The 18,523-nt window shown below is 47.3% G+C and carries 16 protein-coding genes and 5 pseudogenes; 7 read left to right on the top strand and 14 right to left on the bottom strand.

The features are described 5' to 3' along the window. Positions 1-154: 154 nt before the first annotated feature. Positions 155-424: a YqkE family protein gene (locus PPOP_RS14640; RefSeq protein WP_006287301.1), complete on the bottom strand. Its 270-nt coding sequence runs from the start codon at positions 422-424 to the stop codon at positions 155-157. 158 nt (positions 425-582) lie between these two features. Further along, on the bottom strand, positions 583-1,071 hold the full coding sequence (gene infC / locus PPOP_RS14635; RefSeq protein WP_006287299.1) for a translation initiation factor IF-3: 489 nt from the start codon (positions 1,069-1,071) through the stop codon (positions 583-585). A 63-nt stretch (positions 1,072-1,134) separates the two neighbouring features. On the opposite strand from infC, the gene PPOP_RS14630 reads away from it, so the two are divergent. Then, a complete protein-coding gene (locus tag PPOP_RS14630) occupies positions 1,135-1,467 on the top strand; it encodes a hypothetical protein (protein ID WP_006287297.1) in 333 nt (110 codons plus the stop codon). Positions 1,468-1,770: 303 nt separating this feature from the next. Here PPOP_RS14630 and PPOP_RS14625 read toward each other — a convergent pair whose 3' ends face one another. From PPOP_RS14625 to PPOP_RS14610, 4 genes are all read right to left on the bottom strand, one after another. Continuing rightward, complete coding sequence (locus PPOP_RS14625; protein ID WP_006287294.1) at positions 1,771-2,223, bottom strand: flavodoxin; 453 nt, start codon at positions 2,221-2,223, stop codon at positions 1,771-1,773. Positions 2,224-2,344: 121 nt separating this feature from the next. Further along, positions 2,345-3,022: a hypothetical protein gene (locus tag PPOP_RS14620; RefSeq protein ID WP_006287292.1), complete on the bottom strand. Its 678-nt coding sequence runs from the start codon at positions 3,020-3,022 to the stop codon at positions 2,345-2,347. 270 nt (positions 3,023-3,292) lie between these two features. Continuing rightward, positions 3,293-3,832 (bottom strand): hypothetical protein, encoded by a 540-nt coding sequence (locus PPOP_RS14615; protein WP_006287291.1) that lies wholly within the window; start codon positions 3,830-3,832, stop codon positions 3,293-3,295. Between the two features lie 27 nt (positions 3,833-3,859). After that, complete coding sequence (locus PPOP_RS14610; RefSeq protein WP_042229054.1) at positions 3,860-4,156, bottom strand: DUF6509 family protein; 297 nt, start codon at positions 4,154-4,156, stop codon at positions 3,860-3,862. Positions 4,157-4,747: 591 nt separating this feature from the next. Between PPOP_RS14610 and PPOP_RS14605 the strand changes: the two genes are divergently transcribed. Then, positions 4,748-5,350: a TetR/AcrR family transcriptional regulator gene (locus PPOP_RS14605; RefSeq protein WP_006287289.1), complete on the top strand. Its 603-nt coding sequence runs from the start codon at positions 4,748-4,750 to the stop codon at positions 5,348-5,350. Then, positions 5,351-7,996, top strand: a complete 2,646-nt coding sequence (locus tag PPOP_RS14600) for a cation-translocating P-type ATPase (protein ID WP_006287288.1) — start codon at positions 5,351-5,353, stop codon at positions 7,994-7,996. A 489-nt stretch (positions 7,997-8,485) separates the two neighbouring features. Here PPOP_RS14600 and PPOP_RS14595 read toward each other — a convergent pair whose 3' ends face one another. After that, positions 8,486-9,259, bottom strand: a complete 774-nt coding sequence (locus PPOP_RS14595) for a formate/nitrite transporter family protein (RefSeq protein WP_006287287.1) — start codon at positions 9,257-9,259, stop codon at positions 8,486-8,488. A 390-nt stretch (positions 9,260-9,649) separates the two neighbouring features. Between PPOP_RS14595 and PPOP_RS14590 the strand changes: the two genes are divergently transcribed. Beyond that, positions 9,650-10,072 (top strand): hypothetical protein, encoded by a 423-nt coding sequence (locus tag PPOP_RS14590; protein ID WP_006287286.1) that lies wholly within the window; start codon positions 9,650-9,652, stop codon positions 10,070-10,072. Between the two features lie 34 nt (positions 10,073-10,106). Here the strand turns inward: PPOP_RS14590 and PPOP_RS14585 are convergent, their stop codons facing one another. Continuing rightward, positions 10,107-10,619, bottom strand: a complete 513-nt coding sequence (locus tag PPOP_RS14585; protein ID WP_006287285.1) for a hypothetical protein — start codon at positions 10,617-10,619, stop codon at positions 10,107-10,109. 121 nt (positions 10,620-10,740) lie between these two features. Here PPOP_RS14585 and PPOP_RS26005 point away from each other — a divergent pair. Further along, a pseudogene (locus PPOP_RS26005) lies at positions 10,741-11,517 on the top strand (transposase). 416 nt (positions 11,518-11,933) lie between these two features. Here PPOP_RS26005 and PPOP_RS14580 read toward each other — a convergent pair. From PPOP_RS14580 to PPOP_RS14570, 3 genes are all read right to left on the bottom strand, one after another. Further along, on the bottom strand, positions 11,934-13,145 hold the full coding sequence (locus tag PPOP_RS14580) for an L-lactate MFS transporter (protein WP_006287284.1): 1,212 nt from the start codon (positions 13,143-13,145) through the stop codon (positions 11,934-11,936). Between the two features lie 204 nt (positions 13,146-13,349). After that, a complete protein-coding gene (locus tag PPOP_RS14575) occupies positions 13,350-14,096 on the bottom strand; it encodes a LytR/AlgR family response regulator transcription factor (protein ID WP_006287283.1) in 747 nt (248 codons plus the stop codon). Next, positions 14,093-15,736, bottom strand: a complete 1,644-nt coding sequence (locus PPOP_RS14570) for a sensor histidine kinase (protein WP_006287282.1) — start codon at positions 15,734-15,736, stop codon at positions 14,093-14,095. Before PPOP_RS14570 ends, PPOP_RS14575 begins: the two co-directional genes overlap by 4 nt. A 254-nt stretch (positions 15,737-15,990) precedes the next feature. Here PPOP_RS14570 and PPOP_RS23480 point away from each other — a divergent pair. Continuing rightward, positions 15,991-16,260, top strand: a pseudogene (locus PPOP_RS23480) (IS630 family transposase); the annotation flags it as partial. 98 nt (positions 16,261-16,358) lie between these two features. Next, positions 16,359-16,892 (top strand): hypothetical protein, encoded by a 534-nt coding sequence (locus tag PPOP_RS14565; protein ID WP_006287281.1) that lies wholly within the window; start codon positions 16,359-16,361, stop codon positions 16,890-16,892. A 108-nt stretch (positions 16,893-17,000) separates the two neighbouring features. Here PPOP_RS14565 and PPOP_RS20810 read toward each other — a convergent pair. The 3 pseudogenes from PPOP_RS20810 to PPOP_RS20805 all read right to left on the bottom strand — a co-directional run. Next, positions 17,001-17,197 (bottom strand): annotated as a pseudogene (locus PPOP_RS20810) (IS256 family transposase); the annotation flags it as partial. A 192-nt stretch (positions 17,198-17,389) separates the two neighbouring features. Next, positions 17,390-17,827, bottom strand: a pseudogene (locus PPOP_RS14560) (IS30 family transposase); the annotation flags it as partial. Between the two features lie 254 nt (positions 17,828-18,081). Next, a pseudogene (locus PPOP_RS20805) lies at positions 18,082-18,300 on the bottom strand (IS30 family transposase); the annotation flags it as partial. Positions 18,301-18,523 lie beyond the last annotated feature (223 nt).

Genomic DNA, 18,523 nt, shown 5'->3' with positions numbered 1-18,523 from the left:
GCCTCAGAAAAACAAAATCACGATTTGTCTCCCTATCAAATACAATTGTTCCCCTTGTGAGTACAGTTTAATATACTAACATATCATGCATGCGCTTGACAATTCCCAAATAACAAAAAGTCCGATGAATGATTCATCGGACCTTTTCATCGGTTTATTTATACTTGTGCCAATCCATGCTGCTATTGTTCAGCAAATAATGAAAGTCATTGTCCAGCCGCTTCTGTTCTGCCGCTCGGGCTTGCTCCACCTGGCGTCTCGCCTCTTCCTTCCGCTGCGCTTCCTCCGCCTTCAATACGGTAGACTGCGCCTTCAGTTGTGCTACGACATCAGGGCGCAGCAAATCCTTCAGCGTCGCCGGCTGATCTTGAGCAGTATGGGCAGTCCCTTGCACAGCGGCTTTCCGGCCTCTCTTCTTCGCCATCGCACTCACCTCATCCCCATTATAGCAGAATCCCCCTTATGCGGCACCGCGGGCAGGGTCCAATCACGACTCGGACCGAATCCGCAGCCAGCGGGTCCGGGCCGATGAAGACTCCCATCCTGTCCAGTGCACGAGCGGGTGGGAGGCGATGGCTTCGGTTACGCCTCCGCACCTCGCGCCGGATCAACCTGTACCATCGCTTGCTTGCCGCTCAATTGAATGCCGGTGCGCTTCGTTCCCGCCGGACGCAAATCCTGCAGGAGCCGATCAAGCAGCTGCTGCGCCAGCGCGCCTTCCTTACCCTTCATGCGAATGACGAGCTGCACCGAATCTCCGGCGCGCAGGATCCGTTCCGCCTGATTTTTCTTCGTCTCATAGTCATGATCCTCAATCTGCGGCGTCAGGCGAATCTCCTTCACTTTCGGCTGCCGCTCCGCCTTACGGCCCTGCTGCGCCTCCCGCTTGGCCGCTCCCGCTTCGATCAGCTTGCAGGGAGGCGGACTGCTCATCAGCGACAGGCAGACGAGATCTACCTTCAGCTTTCTCGCCATTGCCAGCGCCTCCGGGGTCGGCACGATGCCGAGATGTTCCCCGTTCAGACCGGTCAATTCGACTTCGGCAGCCCGTATCTTCTCATTCTTAATCATTGTGAATCCTCCTGCCCATCCGCTATAATGAACCCATATTACCGTCTGAAAGGAGATATATCAATGTCTCGCAAAGAAATCGAAGAACAAATTATCCACAACTATGAACGGGACGAGCAGATGATGATCCTCGTGTTCGCCCAGTGGTGCGTCAATCATCAGCTCGATCCGGCCGCGCTCTATCAGCAGGCCTATCCGCAGCAGGGCCCCAATCCTGCGCTGCAGCAGGCCATCGGGCTCACCGTTCCGAAGGAGGAGGCCGGCGACATACCGGACGACACGGTGCTCGGCGTCCTGTCGCTCTACGGCAACGATCATCTGGCCTTCGTCGTAACGGAGGCGATTAAGAATCGGGCGGCTCGCACCAAGGCTGCCGGCGATAACGAAACCTCCTGACAGACAGGGCACGCGGCCTGAAATGTGCCGCTCAGCTAATGCAGCAGGAGGCATGACCGCCGTGCTGCGCATACTGACGCCCGCTGTGCAGCAGCGCTATCACCGCCAAGCCCAGCGGGAGAGGCAAACATTCGCGCCCACCATCCCATGCCAAATATCCGCGTCCACTGGTGCGTCCACAGCCACTGCCATAGCCGCTGCCGCAAATGGGTAGTCGCCATTTCCGTCATAGGATCTATACCTTCGCTTCCCGCAGGTTCCGTATTTAATAGGTATGTACGGCACAAGAAGCCTCCCGTTCCATCACGTCCCATGAATGACGCTGTTCACAATATTCCTGCCGAACGCTCTGCACAATTCTTTGTCCGAGTCGGACGGGGTCAGCTCGACTTTCAAGCCGTCCTGGACGATCTCGCTTCCCAACTCCCGTAGCCGTTCCATGAGAATATCGACCGCCTTGCCTACTTGGGCATAGCATGAATCGCAGGAGCCGAACACGGCCGCTTTGGCACCGCTCAGATCAAGCCCTTCCATATCATCGTAAAAATCGAGAAATTCGTACGGAAGCTCTCCGTCTCCCCAAGTGTAGGCGCCAAGCAGGATTCCGTCATATCCGGCCAAGTCAGCCGCATCGGCATCCGTTACCTCCATTACCGTCAGATCCTCTCCGGCTTCACGAACCCCTGCTGCAATCGCATCGGCCATCTCCTCGGTATTGCCGCTCATACTGGCATAAATTAAAATGATTTTCGCCATCCTCTCATCCCATCCTTTCCTTATCTCGACCATAACCTCTCTGGCATCGCCAACGCTGCTATGGGAAATCGTCAAAACTTGTAAATCCCCTTCTCCTGCAAAAAACCGCATGCAAACTGAGTTAGTGATACAGACCGCTGCCCATCGGACCCTCATTCATGACCCCGAGCATCAAGCGCATAAAATCGAGCGAGGGATAATAATGCTCCTCCTTCGGGCGGAAGGCATACACCGAGCCGTTCATCAAGGCATATATTTCGATTCGGTCCGGCAGCCAGCCAAAAGCCTTGTATACGAACACGAGTGCAAATTGGACGTAGGCTTTAAACACTTGCGGCTCATCGGCGACCACATATTTCCGAATGACGAGGGACGAATCGGAGCACTCGGCAACTTGGAGCGTCATCAATAGATCCGCTCCCAATTCCACAGCCTGTACGGTCAGCTTCTCTCCTAGCAGCAGCGCATGGCCGGGGGATTCACCGGTCAAGTATTCATCCAAATAGCGGGATACCGAACGCTTGATTCGCCAATAATGCTGCTCTGATGGGAAACGCTCCCGCTCCAGTGTCCAATATCTCTCCATATCGCATAGGACGGAAGCGACCGTTCTTGCCTCGGGAGCGCGTGAATAATACGCATGCACGATCTGATTAACCGACGCTTGCGCCGCATACACCCAGCTCGATTCATGAGCGTTCCGGCACTTGCGATAATAACAATGCCGGCAGCGGACGAACCGTTCGATGTCCTCATCACTGAGCTGCTCCTTCGGCACCGGTATTCCCGGCAATGACATGGGATTCCTCCTTATCTCATCATTATTTGATAATGATAATCATTATTAATGACAACTCTATTTTATTACAACCAAAGCCACGCTTCAACCCGTAAGATCGCAGCGAAGCTGTACGCAGCAAAAAACACAGGCAGGCCGGCCTGTGTCTGTCCCTTGTATGCCCCAACGTTAGCATAATCCTGGGCGTTTAAGGCGGAAGAATCGTTTTCCTTGACTTTTCCCATATTTCGGCGGTAAAAGCGTGCTCATCCCAGAGCACAAATTTCCTTACTACTTCATCTCTTCGCTCCGTCCTGCGACGCTCCAGCGATGCGCATACTGCCGCAGCCGCGGATGCGTCTCTTCCGGCTCGGATGCCAGTAGGAGACGGAGCCTCCCGATCCATTCCGCGAAGGAGGCGAAGGAGGCGAGTTGGTTCGCTATCTCCGGTGTCACATATAAAAAATATGGAGAGGGGTACTTCTCCGTCAGATGGCGAAGCACGATATCGAACGGGGTATACTTCTTCCGCTTGCCTTCCCAATCTTCGACGGCCGCCTTCGCCCCGCCTCGCTCCCGAGTCCATTGCTCCAACCGGTTCACTCGCTTATAATAGGCGGTCGCGGTTCCCTTTGCCATTCGCCTCAACGTCTCCTCATGAATTGGATACAGCACCAGCATTTTGAAGGCATACATCGCGGCATATTCCGCTGCCCGATCGAGCTCTTCCTCTGTGGCGCATTCGAAAGAATCGTAGTAAATCAGCGTTCCTTTCTCCTTCTCGACCGGCGGCTCATAGCCATACGGTACGGTTATATTGCTGCGTTCCATGGCTGCTCCCTTCTGGGCGAAGATTCTTTATTCGTCCGCCTCGGCATAATGATCGCTGCAGAACAAATTTACCGCCGCTATCTCATCGTCTTCCAGATCGAACTCCAGATAGCGGTCGGTCGTCCGCTCGTACAGTTCGTGCTTCACGATATAGGCTCGATCCTCTTCGACGGCATAGATAACTCTGACGTAGACGCCGTATTCCGAATACAATTCATCTTCCTCGGATACTTCGATATCGAGTCTGAATTCATAACGCCGTCCGGCCAAAATGCGGAACGGATCCTTCACCAGTTCTGCGCTATAGTCTGTTATGTTCAACATGATCTCATCCCTTCGCTGCATTGCCTGCTTGTATTCGGCAGCTTCCTGCCGCACTCTTGTTCCGGTGCACATTTACGATATCGCCAGGATCGATATTCAATTCATTGGCGGCATATGATCGCCAGTTGGTCCAGCCTTCCGGGGCGTCATCGCAGTCTTCCCAGAATCACCAGCTATCCGTTCGACCACCGGATTTATCATAGCAGAAATCGTCTCTTATATAAATTCCTGACGGCCTGTGGTGCCTCTCAAGTATCGGAGTACCTGATTCTCGCGCAACCCTTCCCATAATGAATCGTGACAGCAGCACCGCCGCAACACGATGTAAGCCACATGTATAAACGTTTCGATGAAGGAAAAAGCTATACCGTAGTCTGGAAGAGGCCTCTTTTCCTACAATTCTGTAAAGAAATGAATCAGGCATTATGAGAGCCAATAGTAAGATATACACGTGTCATGAAGCAATGCCTTATCCGCAGCAGATAATAAAAAAATAACATGCGATATTTTTCACAGACACATTCAACATTGTTCCGTAAACTGTTAATCAAGCAAGTACTTACTTGATGGGCGGAAGGGGGGAGGATATCCGTGAAACAGACGGTTAGAGAAAAAATGCTGGCAGCCGCTTTGGACAATATGGCGCTGCATGGATTCAAGGGTACAACAACCAAGTGTATCGCCCAGCAAGCAGCCATTAATGAAGCGACGATATTTAAGCATTTTAAAGGCAAAGATGATCTCATTCATGAAGCGCTAGAACAGCAAATGACCCTGATAAAAACAAAGATCAACACCTTCTTCCATGCCGATCACGAAAACATCCGTGAACTGCTACTGGCGAAAATTGAGTTTATAAATAATATTTATGAAGAACACAAAGCTTTCTTCTTAGTCACTATGAAAGAAATGGGCAGCAAAGAGCTGGCATTTATGTATCCCTCGATATTTGAATATATCACGGAGGAACTTGAAAAAGAGATTGCCAAGATGGCAGATAATTTCATCGCTGAAGATGAAATTAGCGGTATCGCGCTTATTGCGCACAGTGTGCTAATGACCATTATTCTTGAGAAAGTGAAGGCAGAATGTTTTGGATACCCGATTAGACTGGATATGAAAAAGGAGGTGCTCGTTGAATTTTTGCTTCGGCTTTGGGGCGGATATAGATTAACAAAAAAAGAGGTGCACTAAATGAAATGGATGGAGAGAACACTGGAAGATATCTTTAAGACGCTTCGAACCAATAGAGAGAACGGCCTGAGCAGCAAGCAAGCATCCGAGCTGCTGCAACAGAAGGGCTACAATGAGTTTGAAGAAGAGAAGAAAGAGAGCATTTGGGCGAAGCTCTTGCATCAGTTATCAGAGGTTACAACAATAATCTTGATTGTAGCCGCCATCATTTCCACTTATCTTGCGGTGACAGAGGGACATGACTTTGCAGAGCCGATCGTTATCATCGCCATCGTCATCCTGAATGCGGTGCTTGGCATCCGCCAGGAGCTTAGCGCGGAAAAGGCTCTCGATGCGCTTAAAAATATGAATGCTCCTCTCGCCAAGGTTGTGCGTGATGGAATGCTGCAGCCAATCAATGCGAAAGAGCTCGTACCTGGCGATATTATCGTGATCGAAGCTGGAGATATGATTCCGGCGGATGCCCGGATTATAGAGAGTTCCAATCTGCTTGTTGAGGAGTCTGCCCTTACGGGTGAGAGTGTGCCTTCGGAGAAAAACCCACATGCAGAGGTCAAAGAATCTGCTCCGCTCGGAGACCGGGTGAATATGCTCTTCTCCGGCTGTCTGGTCACTAATGGACGCGGCAGAGCGGTTGTCGTAGCGACTGGGATGGAGACCGAAATGGGCAAGATCGCTTCCCTTCTCAACAATACGAAAAAGAACAAAACTCCGCTTCAAACGCGCCTCATGGAGCTGGGGAAGAAGCTAAGCGTTGTTGCTATCGTATCGGGTGCGCTTGTCTTCTTCATTGGCCTCATGCATGGCGAGACGATGATGGAAATGCTGATGACCGCCGTGTCCTTGGCCGTAGCTGCCGTACCGGAGACGCTTCCTGTTATCGTTACCATCACCCTGGCATTTGGCATTCAAAATATGGTGAAGAAAAATGCAATCATTCGCCGTATACCAGCGGTGGAGGCGCTTGGCAGCGCGTCGGTTATCTGTTCGGATAAGACGGGAACACTGACACAGAACCGAATGACGGTTCAGCAAATCTGGGCTCCCTCTCATGAGCCGAAGGAAGCGGGGGCTGAGTTTAATGATACCGAGAACGATCTTCTCGTCATGTTCAGCTTGGCAAGCAACGCATCCATCGAAGTAAAGGATGGAGAAGAGACGATTATCGGTGATCCAACCGAGTCTGCGATTATTCGCCTCATGATGAATAAAGGGATGACCAAGGCAGAGCTTGAAGCGAAATATCCGCGTGTGCATGAGCTTCCCTTTGATTCTTCACGGAAGCTGATGACGACGGTTCACCGTACAGCGGATGGCTATATTTCCATCACCAAGGGTGCCTTCGACCGTATTCCGATGGATCCGAAGGCAGCCTGCACGATTCAGCATCAGGCACAGGCGCATCAGGTTCACGATCAATTCGCAGAGCAAGCCCTTCGCGTCCTTGCACTAGGGTACAAGCACTATGTTGAGCTGCCTGAGAAGCTGGACGCAGAAGAGTTGGAGCAGGGTCTCCTCTTTGCCGGTCTCGTAGGAATGATTGATCCTCCGCGTCCGGAGAGCAAGGCTGCGGTACAAGCTGCCAAGGATGCCGGAATTAAGACGGTCATGATTACAGGAGACCACATGGCAACGGCATCGGCCATCGCCCGTGAGATTGGCATCCTCGAAGAGGGAGACCTCGCGATATCCGGTGAAGAACTTGCACGCATGTCCGATGAGGAGCTCACCCGCAAGGTGAAAAATATTGCCGTATACGGACGCGTCTCCCCGGAGGATAAAATTCGTATCGTACAAGCTTGGCAGGCAAATGATGCTGTCGTAGCGATGACAGGTGATGGGGTGAATGATGCTCCTGCCTTGAAGGCTGCCGATGTCGGTACGGCGATGGGCATTACCGGTACAGATGTAGCGAAGAGCGCTTCGGACATGGTACTGACCGATGATAACTTTGCAACGATCGTCGATGCCGTTGGTGAAGGAAGACGTGTATACGAAAATATACGCAAAACGATCTACTTCTTGCTAAGCTGTAACTTCTCTGAGATCATGATTATGATTATTGCGATTTTGCTCGGTTGGGGCGCACCGGTCATCGCTATTCAATTGCTCTTGATCAACGTCGTCGCGGATGGTATCCCGGGCTTCTGCTTGAGCCGTGAAAAGATGGAGCCTGATGCCATGCGTCAGAAGCCAATCGCGAAGAATGCCGGCATCTTCTCAAATGGCTTGGGCAAGAAGATTGCCTTACAAGCAATAATTTACACGATTCTGACGTTAATTGGCTTCTATGTAGGGAACTTTGTACAAATCTCCGATCAAGTCGGGCCGTCCTATGAAGTTGGACAGACGATGGCCTTTATCATCCTGGGCTGGTCCTCTGTCGTTCATATTTTCAATGTACGCAGCAACAACTTGTCGATCTTCACGATCGGGTTTATGTCCAATCGGCCATTGTTCTGGTGTGCGATGCTGTCACTGGCGATCGTATTTGGTGTAGCCGTCATCCCGGCGCTGATGGACATCTTCCAACTCGTACCGCTTAGCTTGACCCACTGGGTTCTCGTTACGGTTCTATCCGTATTCCCGCTCGTCATTGTCGAGCTTGCCAAGCTCAAGAGACGCGCACAGCTAAGAGCGCAATAATATAGATTCGGATGTGGGGCGGCATTGCGCCGCCCCAAGCATTCGCATAGAAGCTCGATCTTTCATCCGGATGAGATGAAGCGGCAGCACATAGATCCTCAAATTAGGAAATCACAGGGTTCGCAAACTTTCCACGTTATATCCGTCGAATTAGATTAACAACACATATTGCCCTTGATCGTCACAACCTATTGATACTTCATAATGACGCGAATGTTGATTTTCTCCCCGTCGATTATGGCGGGAATTTCCTTAAAATCACGTCGGTTCATCAAGGGGATAGACGTAAAACCCGTACTCAAAATCATCTATTGCGAAATGAATCCCTGCCGTAGACAATCGCTCGATATGGCTGAGTATCAAGTTCGTATACGTGGAATACATCAACAACTCCTTGGTTATCACCGGCCGACATAATGAACCCGTCGCTAATGCCTCCCCATATTCTGGACAGGAACAACACCCATACCTGGTCCCGATTCCAAAACTTTATGCGTCCACCTTTTCCAGATAGAAATATACCAACCCCATAAAGAAACTTCCCCCGATAATATTGCCGAAGGTTACGGGAATCAGATTATGCAGGGCTCCATACACCGAAATGTCGGCTGGATGCTCCGTGAGCAAAGCGATGGAGAAGGAAGTCATGTTGGCGATGCTGTGCTCGAAGCCCGAAATGAAGAAGCAATAGACAAACAGAATCATAGCAAAAAGCTTGGGCCCGTCGCCCTTCAAGCTCATTGGAATAAAGAACGCCATACATACCAGCCAATTACACAGTATCGCCCGAAAAAATAATTGAATTGTCGGGGTTTCCATTTTATGCGCGACTACATCATAGAAGAATGCGTTGCTGTACGACCCACGGAACAAGCCGGTACACCATAATAGAGAAGCAAATAAGAGTGCCCCTATAAAATTGCCGAGATAGCTCGTGGCCCATATCTTTAACGTGTCTCCCCGTGTCGTCGATCCGCGCAGCGTGGAGAAGGTAAAGTAGAACGTATTGCCTGTGAAGAGATCTCCGCCTGCATAGCCAATCAATATAATAGCTGCTCCGAACGTGACGGCAGCCGTTATATAGGCAAACGGAGAATCGCCTTCATCAAACAGATTGCCCGTCTTAAAAGCAACGACAATGCCGAACCCGATAAACATACTCGCCAGGATGGAACGAAGCAGAAATTGAAACTTGTTGTAGTCCCATGCCTTCTTCTTTTTTAATGCCAAAGCCTCCACCTGATCTAATGCTTGCTGTTCCATAGTCTACTCCTTTTCCCTATTTTTTTGTGTAGCATGGCCTCTAAGTAATATGCCCCATACGTGCATATTCATTCATGCGAGCTGGGTCTAATCCAGGCTTCGTTCCTGCATACGGCCCATCACACAAAAACAGCCCCAATGCCAAGTATACGCACCGGAGTGGTCTGATCCAACGAATATTGAGCCTTCCAACAATCTATCGACCATGACTACCCCAGCGCGCGTTATCGCCTCATTCAGCGCGATGCAGGGAGCACGGCCTAACTGATCTGATACGACAAAAGAAGACATTTTCTACCCATTTTCATATATGGGTAATAATGAGATTATATTGGTAGGATACTAGTTTGCGCGAGTATGCTACCCAAAAAACTTTTAGGAGGTTCAGTTATGACATTAAAAGCTATGAATAGTAGAACTGTCATTCTTTTTCTTGTTTTATCCTTGTTCCTTCTCGGCTTAGGAATAAGGGCACCCCATGCAAATGCTGCATCTTGCGGCGCCTATTGTCAGGAGGTAATTCTATCAACAAGTGATCATGAAGCTACGAGTGATCACTTTGTTAACCAAGATGATGGAAAAACAATTTCTTTTGGATTCAAATCAGATTCGACAAGCAAACATAACGTTGCAGTAGGAGTATACAGCACTACGACTGGAAAATTAGTTTCTTCTGTAATGGTGGTGGCTTCAGGAGGTACCGGAAGCGATACCTTTTCTGCACCAAAAACAGATGGATATTATATTCGAGTGGTTTGTGGCGGTAAAGCTCAAACAGGCTGCTCCGGCAAGGGAGAAATAGAAGCATGGTAACTTTTCATTGCCTCTTATGTCAATATAAGGGGTTTTATTTTTTTTCTAGCGAACTTGCAATTTTCAGCAATAATTCTTTTTTAGAACTATTCTTTAGTATTAAACCTAAGCGATATTCATATTCCTCCTTCTTAAAAAACAGGTAATCTGCGAAATATTCATTACGACTCCGTATATATGCTGCATTCGTCCCATCTTGTAATTTTATTTTCTCATATTTTGAAGGGACGTGATGTTCCAAATCATCCTGTGTATAAAACACAGATACTGTTAGGGTATCCTTTGTATCTGAATTATAATAGCTTATCCTTATCCTTTTATTTTGTATATCATACGTCCCCCCCCTATGGGTTACTTTAAACGGTATGTATGTCGGTAGCAATACTTCCTTCTTGTACTTCCCCTTAAAGATCGATACTGTGTCATCTACAGTTTGATTATCGCCTATCGGATTCCTTCCTTCAAGGATTGCACGACTTAACGGATCTTCAGATGCTACTTGTGGAGTAGGTAGCAGGGTAGCGATAAGAACAAATTTTAGAATCATGCAATGGCTCGCCTCCCATTAGTTATACACAATGTTAACGTGTCCAAATGTTTGCAATACTATGCTTGAACACGCAAGAATAAGAAATTAGCCCTGTGGGGGAGTAATCCAGGTATTGCAGATACCACTCCAGTATATCAATCATCTAGAGGCAATGCCTGTAACCTACAAGCAACCCTGTCCGGTGTGCCATTCCGAACAAGATGTGAAGCGAGATGGCAGCAACAAACCGCGTAAGATTCGGCATCTGGCTGTCTTTGGCAGGAAGAGCTATTTGCATGTGCCGTCCATTCGATTAGCCTGCTCTCGCTGTAAAGTCGGTTTTGTTTGGTCCTATGAATTTGTGGCAGCCACCTCTTTCGTTTGCAAACCGTGGAACAGGCACTTGGCTCTACCGCGGCACACAGTGCGAGGATACAAGAAGCGCCTGCCAGCATCCGAATTTTCTTGCGCTGAAACCCAAAGCCGTCGTGATGGATCTGGCTCAGGCGTATCAAAAATGGATCAGCGAATGTTTCCCCAATGCCCTCCGCATTGCGGATCGGTTCCATGTTCTCTGAAAAGAGCCAAAACCAGTTAAACATGCTGCTTTTTGCTTCTCTCCGCTGCTGCTCAGCGTCTGGGAATGGAAAGAAGCCTTTTCCCGTTGGTATGACTGTATGTTTAGCTCGCCTCGGCTTTAACCGTTGGTGCTCATCGACCATGGTTCGGTTCGAAGCACTTAAAAAAAACGATGCGCAATGGGGAGGATGAAATCGTGAACTACCATCGCTGCCGTCGGACTAACGCAACCGTAGAAGGACGCCACAATCGCATCAAATCGTATCAGCGACGACACTACTTTACACGTAATCGGGTTTACTGCAAAGCTGGCATTTTAACCGACACCACTTATTAGGCTGAAAATATCAACCACTAATTTTTAGATTCAGCCATAGTTTATGCAGCAAAAGTAACTGGTTTTATATAGGAGATAGGCATGATAGGCTTACTACTGACCTCTGCGAAGCCTATAGCTTCGCCCCTTCGCAGTGAATCATGCCATAGAGGCTCCATGTCAAACCTATGCATAAACCTTACTTGTTGCTGTATATTGATAAAATTACTTGGCTGCAAAACTCGGCACTTTTCGATTGCCAAAAACACAGAATGAGAGCAATCTAACGGGTGGTATTTCCCCATAAGATAAAGCCGAATCCTTAATTAACAAAAAAACAGGCTTCTTTTGCACAGCTTATATGTGCGAAAGACGCCTGTTTGATTTTCTGACACTCTTTCAGTGGCCTTTCTTATCAATAGGAGGTTCCACTGCGATTATCCCACATTGTAATGCGTTTTTAGCACAACTTCTTGGTTCTTGTCCGACTGATTACGTTGGCTAGGTACTGAGATAAAGATCGCGATCAAGAAAGAGAGCATACACAAGACCGCGATGACTGAAAAGGTAATATGGAAACCACCGAACAAAGCACTAAGAAACGAACCAGCCAAGGCACCTAAACCGAATCCTTGATAAATGATTCCATAGTTCTTGCTTTGGTTCTTCAAGCCGAAATAGTCAGCCACAATCGCTGGGAAGACTGTGATATTACCGCCAAAACAGAATGCGATCACCGCGACACATGTGAAGAAAATGCCCAGGTTCAAAGGTATGAAGCTTAAAGTCATGACGGACAATGCCGTTGCGAAAAGCGCTCCAGCTACAACTTTCATACGTCCTACTTTATCGGACAATGCACCGAGAATGATCCGGCCGGCCGTATTGAAAATCGCCACCATAGCTACAGCATTCGCTGCTGTGCTGATATCAAGAGCGGCAAGCTGCACACCGATGTCTTTGACGATACCAATTAGATACAATCCACTCATACAAGCTGTAAATAGAATAATGAAGAGCATATACGCTTCTTTCGTACGCAGCATTTCTTTGACTGTATAGTTCCGTTGACTGTGCGATTGGGTATTTGCGTTCGCAGGTGTTTCCGTAATTACGGCTTCTTTGATTAGGAACGAACCGGCAACCACCATCACCATCACGATCAATCCCCAGACCAGAAATGCATAGGAGACCCCCATGGTATTGATGAAATTCGCATTGATATATTTAAAAACCAAGCTGCCTGTCCCAAAAGCTCCCACCGAGATCCCCGATATTAATCCTTTGCGTTCAGGAAACCATTTAATTAAATTCGATAGCGATGTGATATATGCTGTACCATCCGCAAAACCAACAACCACACCAGCAAGTAAGTACAACATCCACAACGATGAAACCTGTGAGCTAGCGATTAGCCCTGCACCGAGAACAGCACCTGCAATCATCGTCAAACGCCGAATTCCGATACGATCCTGAATTTTACCGGCGAACAGTGTCGCAAAAGCCAGTGCAAAACTGGTGATGGAAAACGTAATCGATACGGAGCTAAGCTCCCATCCAAATTTGTCAGCTAACGGCTGATTAAATAAACTCCACGTATATATTGTTCCTAATCCCATTTGTACAGTGATTGTTCCAAGGACGATCATCCATCGATTTACCTGCGATTGGGTTGCTTGATGCGTTCTTATGATAGATCCCCTCTTTCCATTCTGCTATGATCAAGATGTGTGCGTTATTTGCAGGGAAGAAAGCCCTCTTACGCCTTGCTTTCACACCCTTATCTTACAAGATAAGACGCTTTCTTGAGCCAAGAGCGACATGAAATGACGGGATTACGGAATGAACTGCATTTATATATGCATCAACTGCCTAAATTCTTTGACTTTACTTCGACTGACGGGCACTTTGGCATCCATATCACGTAGACGCAGCAGGTAGGTATTATTGAACCATGGAACGATTTCGTGTATTTGGGATAAATTAACAGTATAGGAACGATGACAACGATAGAATCGATCTTGAGGCAGCATGGCATGAAAGTCCGAAATACTCATCGGCATCGTATAGATACCGCTCTTCGTGAATACGTTCGTCACCTTCTCTTGTGCTTCCGCATAGTAAATGTCATCGCTATCCGTTACGATATATTTATCATTTTTCTGCAGATTAATGCGTTTCTCCTCAAATCTTTGCCTGCTGTCCACAGGATTTGAACTTCCTCCTTGCTGCAGATCCCGCTCGAAGGCGGTCTCCAGCTTACGTAACATCGCAGCAATCCGGTTCTCGTCATAGGGCTTCAAGATATAATCAAAAGCTTCCAGTTCAAAAGCTTGGGCAGCATGTTCCTTATAAGCTGTTGTAAAAATAACATACGGTTTCTGCGCGAACTTACTGATATTAGTCGCTAGCAGCATCCCGTCCAGAGATGGAATGTTGATATCGAGAAAAATCGCATCGACTTCCTTCTCCTGCAGAAATTTAAGCACATCAAGGCCATCCTCGAATCGCTCTACGATTTCAATGCGGCTATGTTTTGTAATCAGATATTCCAGCTCTTCACTGGCCAATACTTCATCTTCCACAATTATCGCTCTCATCGTGTCTCCTTCTGTATGTCAAAAAAGATATTCGTTCCTTGATCTAGTCGCTCCACTGTAACACCATGCCCGAAAATGAGCTTCACACGCTTATGCACATTGAAAAGACCAATATGGTTCAGTGGAACACGCTCCTCCATCACCTGTTTAATGATATCTTCACGGATACCCACGCCAGTATCCTGCACACCAATCCGAATGTAATCTTCTGTATCTTTGACATAGATGGTGACCGTTCCAGATCCTTTCTCCTTCAATATACCGTGGACAATCGCATTCTCCACTAACGGTTGAATGATGAGACTGGGAATCTTCACAGCGACTTCATCTACATCATAAACGACATGTAACCGATTTCCAAAGCGTGCTTTTTCAATTTCTACATAATTCCGAACCTGCTCCAGCTCCTTATGGATATCGATCAATTCATCCGTTAGCTCCAAATTATAACGTAAATATCCTGATAAATTGACGATCAGCTCCCTCGCTTGATCCGGTCTATTCCGGATCGAGGACCCAATCGCGTTCAACGCATTGAACAAAAAGTGAGGCTGAATTGTTGTCTGCAGTGCTTTGAGCTCAGCTTTATTCGCCATCTCCTTAATCTCTTCCACACGGGAAACTTCCGTTAATGTCGAAATGATCTGGGATAAACCGACGGCCATAGTCTGCAGCGGATAGGTAATTTTATGCGCTTTCCGATAATAAATCTTCAAAGTCCCCGTAACTTCTTCTCGCTCTTTCAGTGGAATAATGAGTAAGGATTGAATGCCGGGTAGCGCATCGTCCAACGCATGGTTGCTTATCATGAACTCCCCGCTCCGTATCGTCTGTTTGGTCATATCACTTATGATCTCATGCCGGAATTGATAGCGGTCTTCCCCAAAACCGACGTAAGCGAGCACGTTCGAGGCATCCGTAATCGCCACTGCATCGGCTTGAATATCTTCTTTAATAATGGAACAGATCTTGTGCAATGATTCGGTATTGATGGAGCGGAAATAGGGTAATGTCTTATTCGCAATGTCCAAAGCTAACTTCGCTTGCTGCGCAGCGATTCCTTCCCGCTCACTTTCTACATTCTGAATTAACAAAATGATCAATCCCACATTCAATTGCCCTAGAATCATCGGTGTTGCAATTTTGGATACAATCTCGATACCTAATGTTGTAGGCTGCGCTATGAATATGATCAACAGCATCGTTAATGCCTCGCAAGCCATCCCGGCAAGAATCCCGATAAACCAACGTTTCGCTTTAGGTGTTCGAAGATGAATATAGCCAGATACCAGCCCCGCAATAATACTCGTGATGAGACATGGAATCGAGGTCACCCCGCCGATATCGATCAAATAACGATGGATTCCGGACACCACGCCCACGACAAGACCGACCCAAGGCCCGAATAAGATGCCTCCTGCCATAATCACGATGATCCGTACGTTGACGAGCGAGCCTTCCACATCGATGCCTGAGTAGGTACCGAATAGTGCAAAGGTACAGAACAGAATCGTAACGACGGCGAACTCCTTCGTTGTCAGCGATTCTTTTTGCAGAATCTGCTTAAAGCTCGGAATACGAGTTAAGAAAAACAAAATAATTAGCAATAATGCTGCCCGCTCAAAGAGCTGAAGCAGCATCGTGAAATCTCCGTCTATGGAAACTACCTCCCGTTATCACAAGCTGTTGTTTATTTATTTTATCAAAGTTTGCTCTGTTTTCACGTTCCAAATCCATACAAAATATTCAACATACACTCGTATGGAAGTCTATGAAACTTGCAAGAAAAGTCAAACGGGTGGTAGATCTATGCTTCTTGTATGGAGCGTTCGTGACAGCCGCAAAAACTCGATCATTTTCTCAAGTAATGAGAAACTATATAAGTTGAATCAATCAAGCGATTCAGAAAACCTGGTTTCTTCGCGGGAAGCAACGAATCATTCCAACCACGGGCAAGCATCGCGGGGTCAAGCTACTCGCGACGGTTGACTATAGCCCGCAGTTAAACATCGTGGAAGGACTCTGGAAATGGCTCAAGTCCAGTGTGATCAACAATGTGTCCTATTCCACCGTTTCCGAAATCCGTCTGCGTGTCGGACAGTTTATGGATGAAATCATGAAGTACCCTCATACAATCATTGACCGCCTATGCGTTCGACTTTGATTGCTATCTTCTTTCGTTCAACTTATATTAGAGTTAAAGTTCATATTGATTCAAAAGGCAATATTCACGGGTATCCTATACGATAATGGAGGTATCATATGAGAGATGACGTACTGAGTAATATTGAAAGACTATATAGCAAGGGTGACTTTCAATATATACTAGCTAAATACGTTGATAAGCAATATTGGATAAGTAAATTCAAGGAAAAGTTAGAAGAGGTTTTTGTTGATAATCTTACCGATTTTAGTTATTCTACGTGTTTTTCTTATTTTATTCAATCTTCATTAAATCCAAAGTTAAGATTAGGTAGTGATGAGTTTAACGATTACCTCAAGAAGAACTTTGAGATAAAGGGTGTTATGGTCTTAATTTCTGTAATTGCTCCGTATTCAGTGGTTAAATATGTTAGGTACCACTACAACGATAAGGCTATTCAATTACATGAAGATTATTCTCCACTGGATAAAGAGACTAAGCGAATCGGTAAGTGTATTTTAGAGTTACTTAATAAAAAAGGGATAATGAATCTCGATGAAACTGTACTTAATGTTGGAGTACCAAATATTTCATTAGAATTAAGAGAGGAGGGTGTTACAATTTATAATTGTCTTTTTGAGGATAGTTATTAAATGATAAAACCTTGATTGGCTCAGTGCCATTCAAGATTTTCTTGGGTCTGTCAATAACTTTGTGTAAACTCGTTTATAGAGAATCTCCCCCGAGAGGGAGATCGACCCTCACGGCAGATGCTGGCCGATGCGCTCTGGAAAGAAAACGGAGAGCTGCAGCAGCATTTGGCCCCAGTTTTGCACGCGGCCCGTCCATTTGCGAGTGACATCCATAGTAACGAGGTATAGATGAGCTTGCGGATCTCTAGCGGATACTTGAATAAGGTCGCGAGCTCATTCCAATTGTTGCGCCAGGAACGGATAATGCTCCATGTCCTTCAGGGTGTTAATGAAGTTCTATTTTTGTACGAAATGCTCGCATCTCTCATCGAAGTGTAACAGGGCGGGCCATTTTTATAACACAAGCCCCGGAGCGATCCGGGGCTTGTGTTTTTCAGTATGACGGATTGTCAAGCCAAGTGCGACAGTTCTTCTGAGAAGGATTCGTGAGCAGTCTTCTAGCCCAAACATTTTCGTGGTCGTTGATTGATCAGGTGAAGAGCTTTCTCCAAAGCCTCATCTGTAATCTGGGCGAAATCCGTCCCTTTGGGGACAAGCCATTGGCGTTTTCATTGGAACCTCGTTGGATCAGCAAAATAAACCTGCACGCCATGGGTGGCCTCCAAGCTCGCATAACAGGCAAACTCTTTGCCACGGTCAGCCGTAGCGGTTTGGAACGCTCCCGTGGGGTACTGGGCGGCAGCCACGCCAAAGGCAATCTCCATCGACAACGCCGTGCGATCTGGCATTAGAATGGCTGTGTACAGGCGGGTTTTTCGTTCCACAAACGTAGCTACACAGCCCTTGCTTTTCCCACGGCCAGAGACGACCGTGTCGAGTTCCCAATGACCGAATGTTTCCCGAGATCGAACCTCTTTAGGACGCTGGGAGATCGCCTGTTTTTGGCAATCGAAAAGTGCCGAGTTTTGCAGCCAAGCAATTTTATCAATATACAGCAACAAGTAAGGTTTATGCATAGGTTTGACATGGAGCCTCTATGGGCATGATTCCCTGCGAAGGGGCGAAGCCACAGGCTTCGCAGAGACCAGTAAGCCTATCATGCCCATCACTCCATATCAAACCAGGCTACTTTTACTGCATAAGCAATTGCTGCAAAACTGAGCACATCTACCCTGCAACAAACAATCGCCTTTCCTACGGTAAACTTACCACGCGTCTCCACAGGCTTTTGACGCTTGCCTTTATGCCGGAGGACGGCCAGAACACCTTTCATCAAATGGCCAGCATACAGCCAGCGATAGATCGTTTTAAAGCACACGATCGCTTGTCCCTCCTGACGCAACCGCTCCATGATCTGCTCAGGAAACCAGGTGGCCTGAAGCTTCTCTTCGATGACCATGGTCAGCTCGAGGCCACTGAAGAACTTGCGTTTTTCTTCGGAGGCGGTGCAGATAGTGTAAAAAGAAGACATTCACCCCGCGTTTTGGAGATGAATGTCTTCTTTTTGTCTTCATAATGCTGTATTCACCAGTAGTTCTTAGTCTACTAATTTCAGTATTCGCTTGAGATTTACAGCGAATATGGCCATCGCACCTTGCAGTTGCATGCCAAGCAGACCCGAGGATGTGGCT

Origin of the sequence: Paenibacillus popilliae ATCC 14706 (assembly GCF_000315235.1) — a bacterium.
Classification (GTDB): domain Bacteria; phylum Bacillota; class Bacilli; order Paenibacillales; family Paenibacillaceae; genus Paenibacillus_B; species Paenibacillus_B popilliae.
The sequence above is the reverse complement of the archived record's forward strand: the minus strand, read 5'-3'. Positions and strand labels throughout refer to the sequence as shown.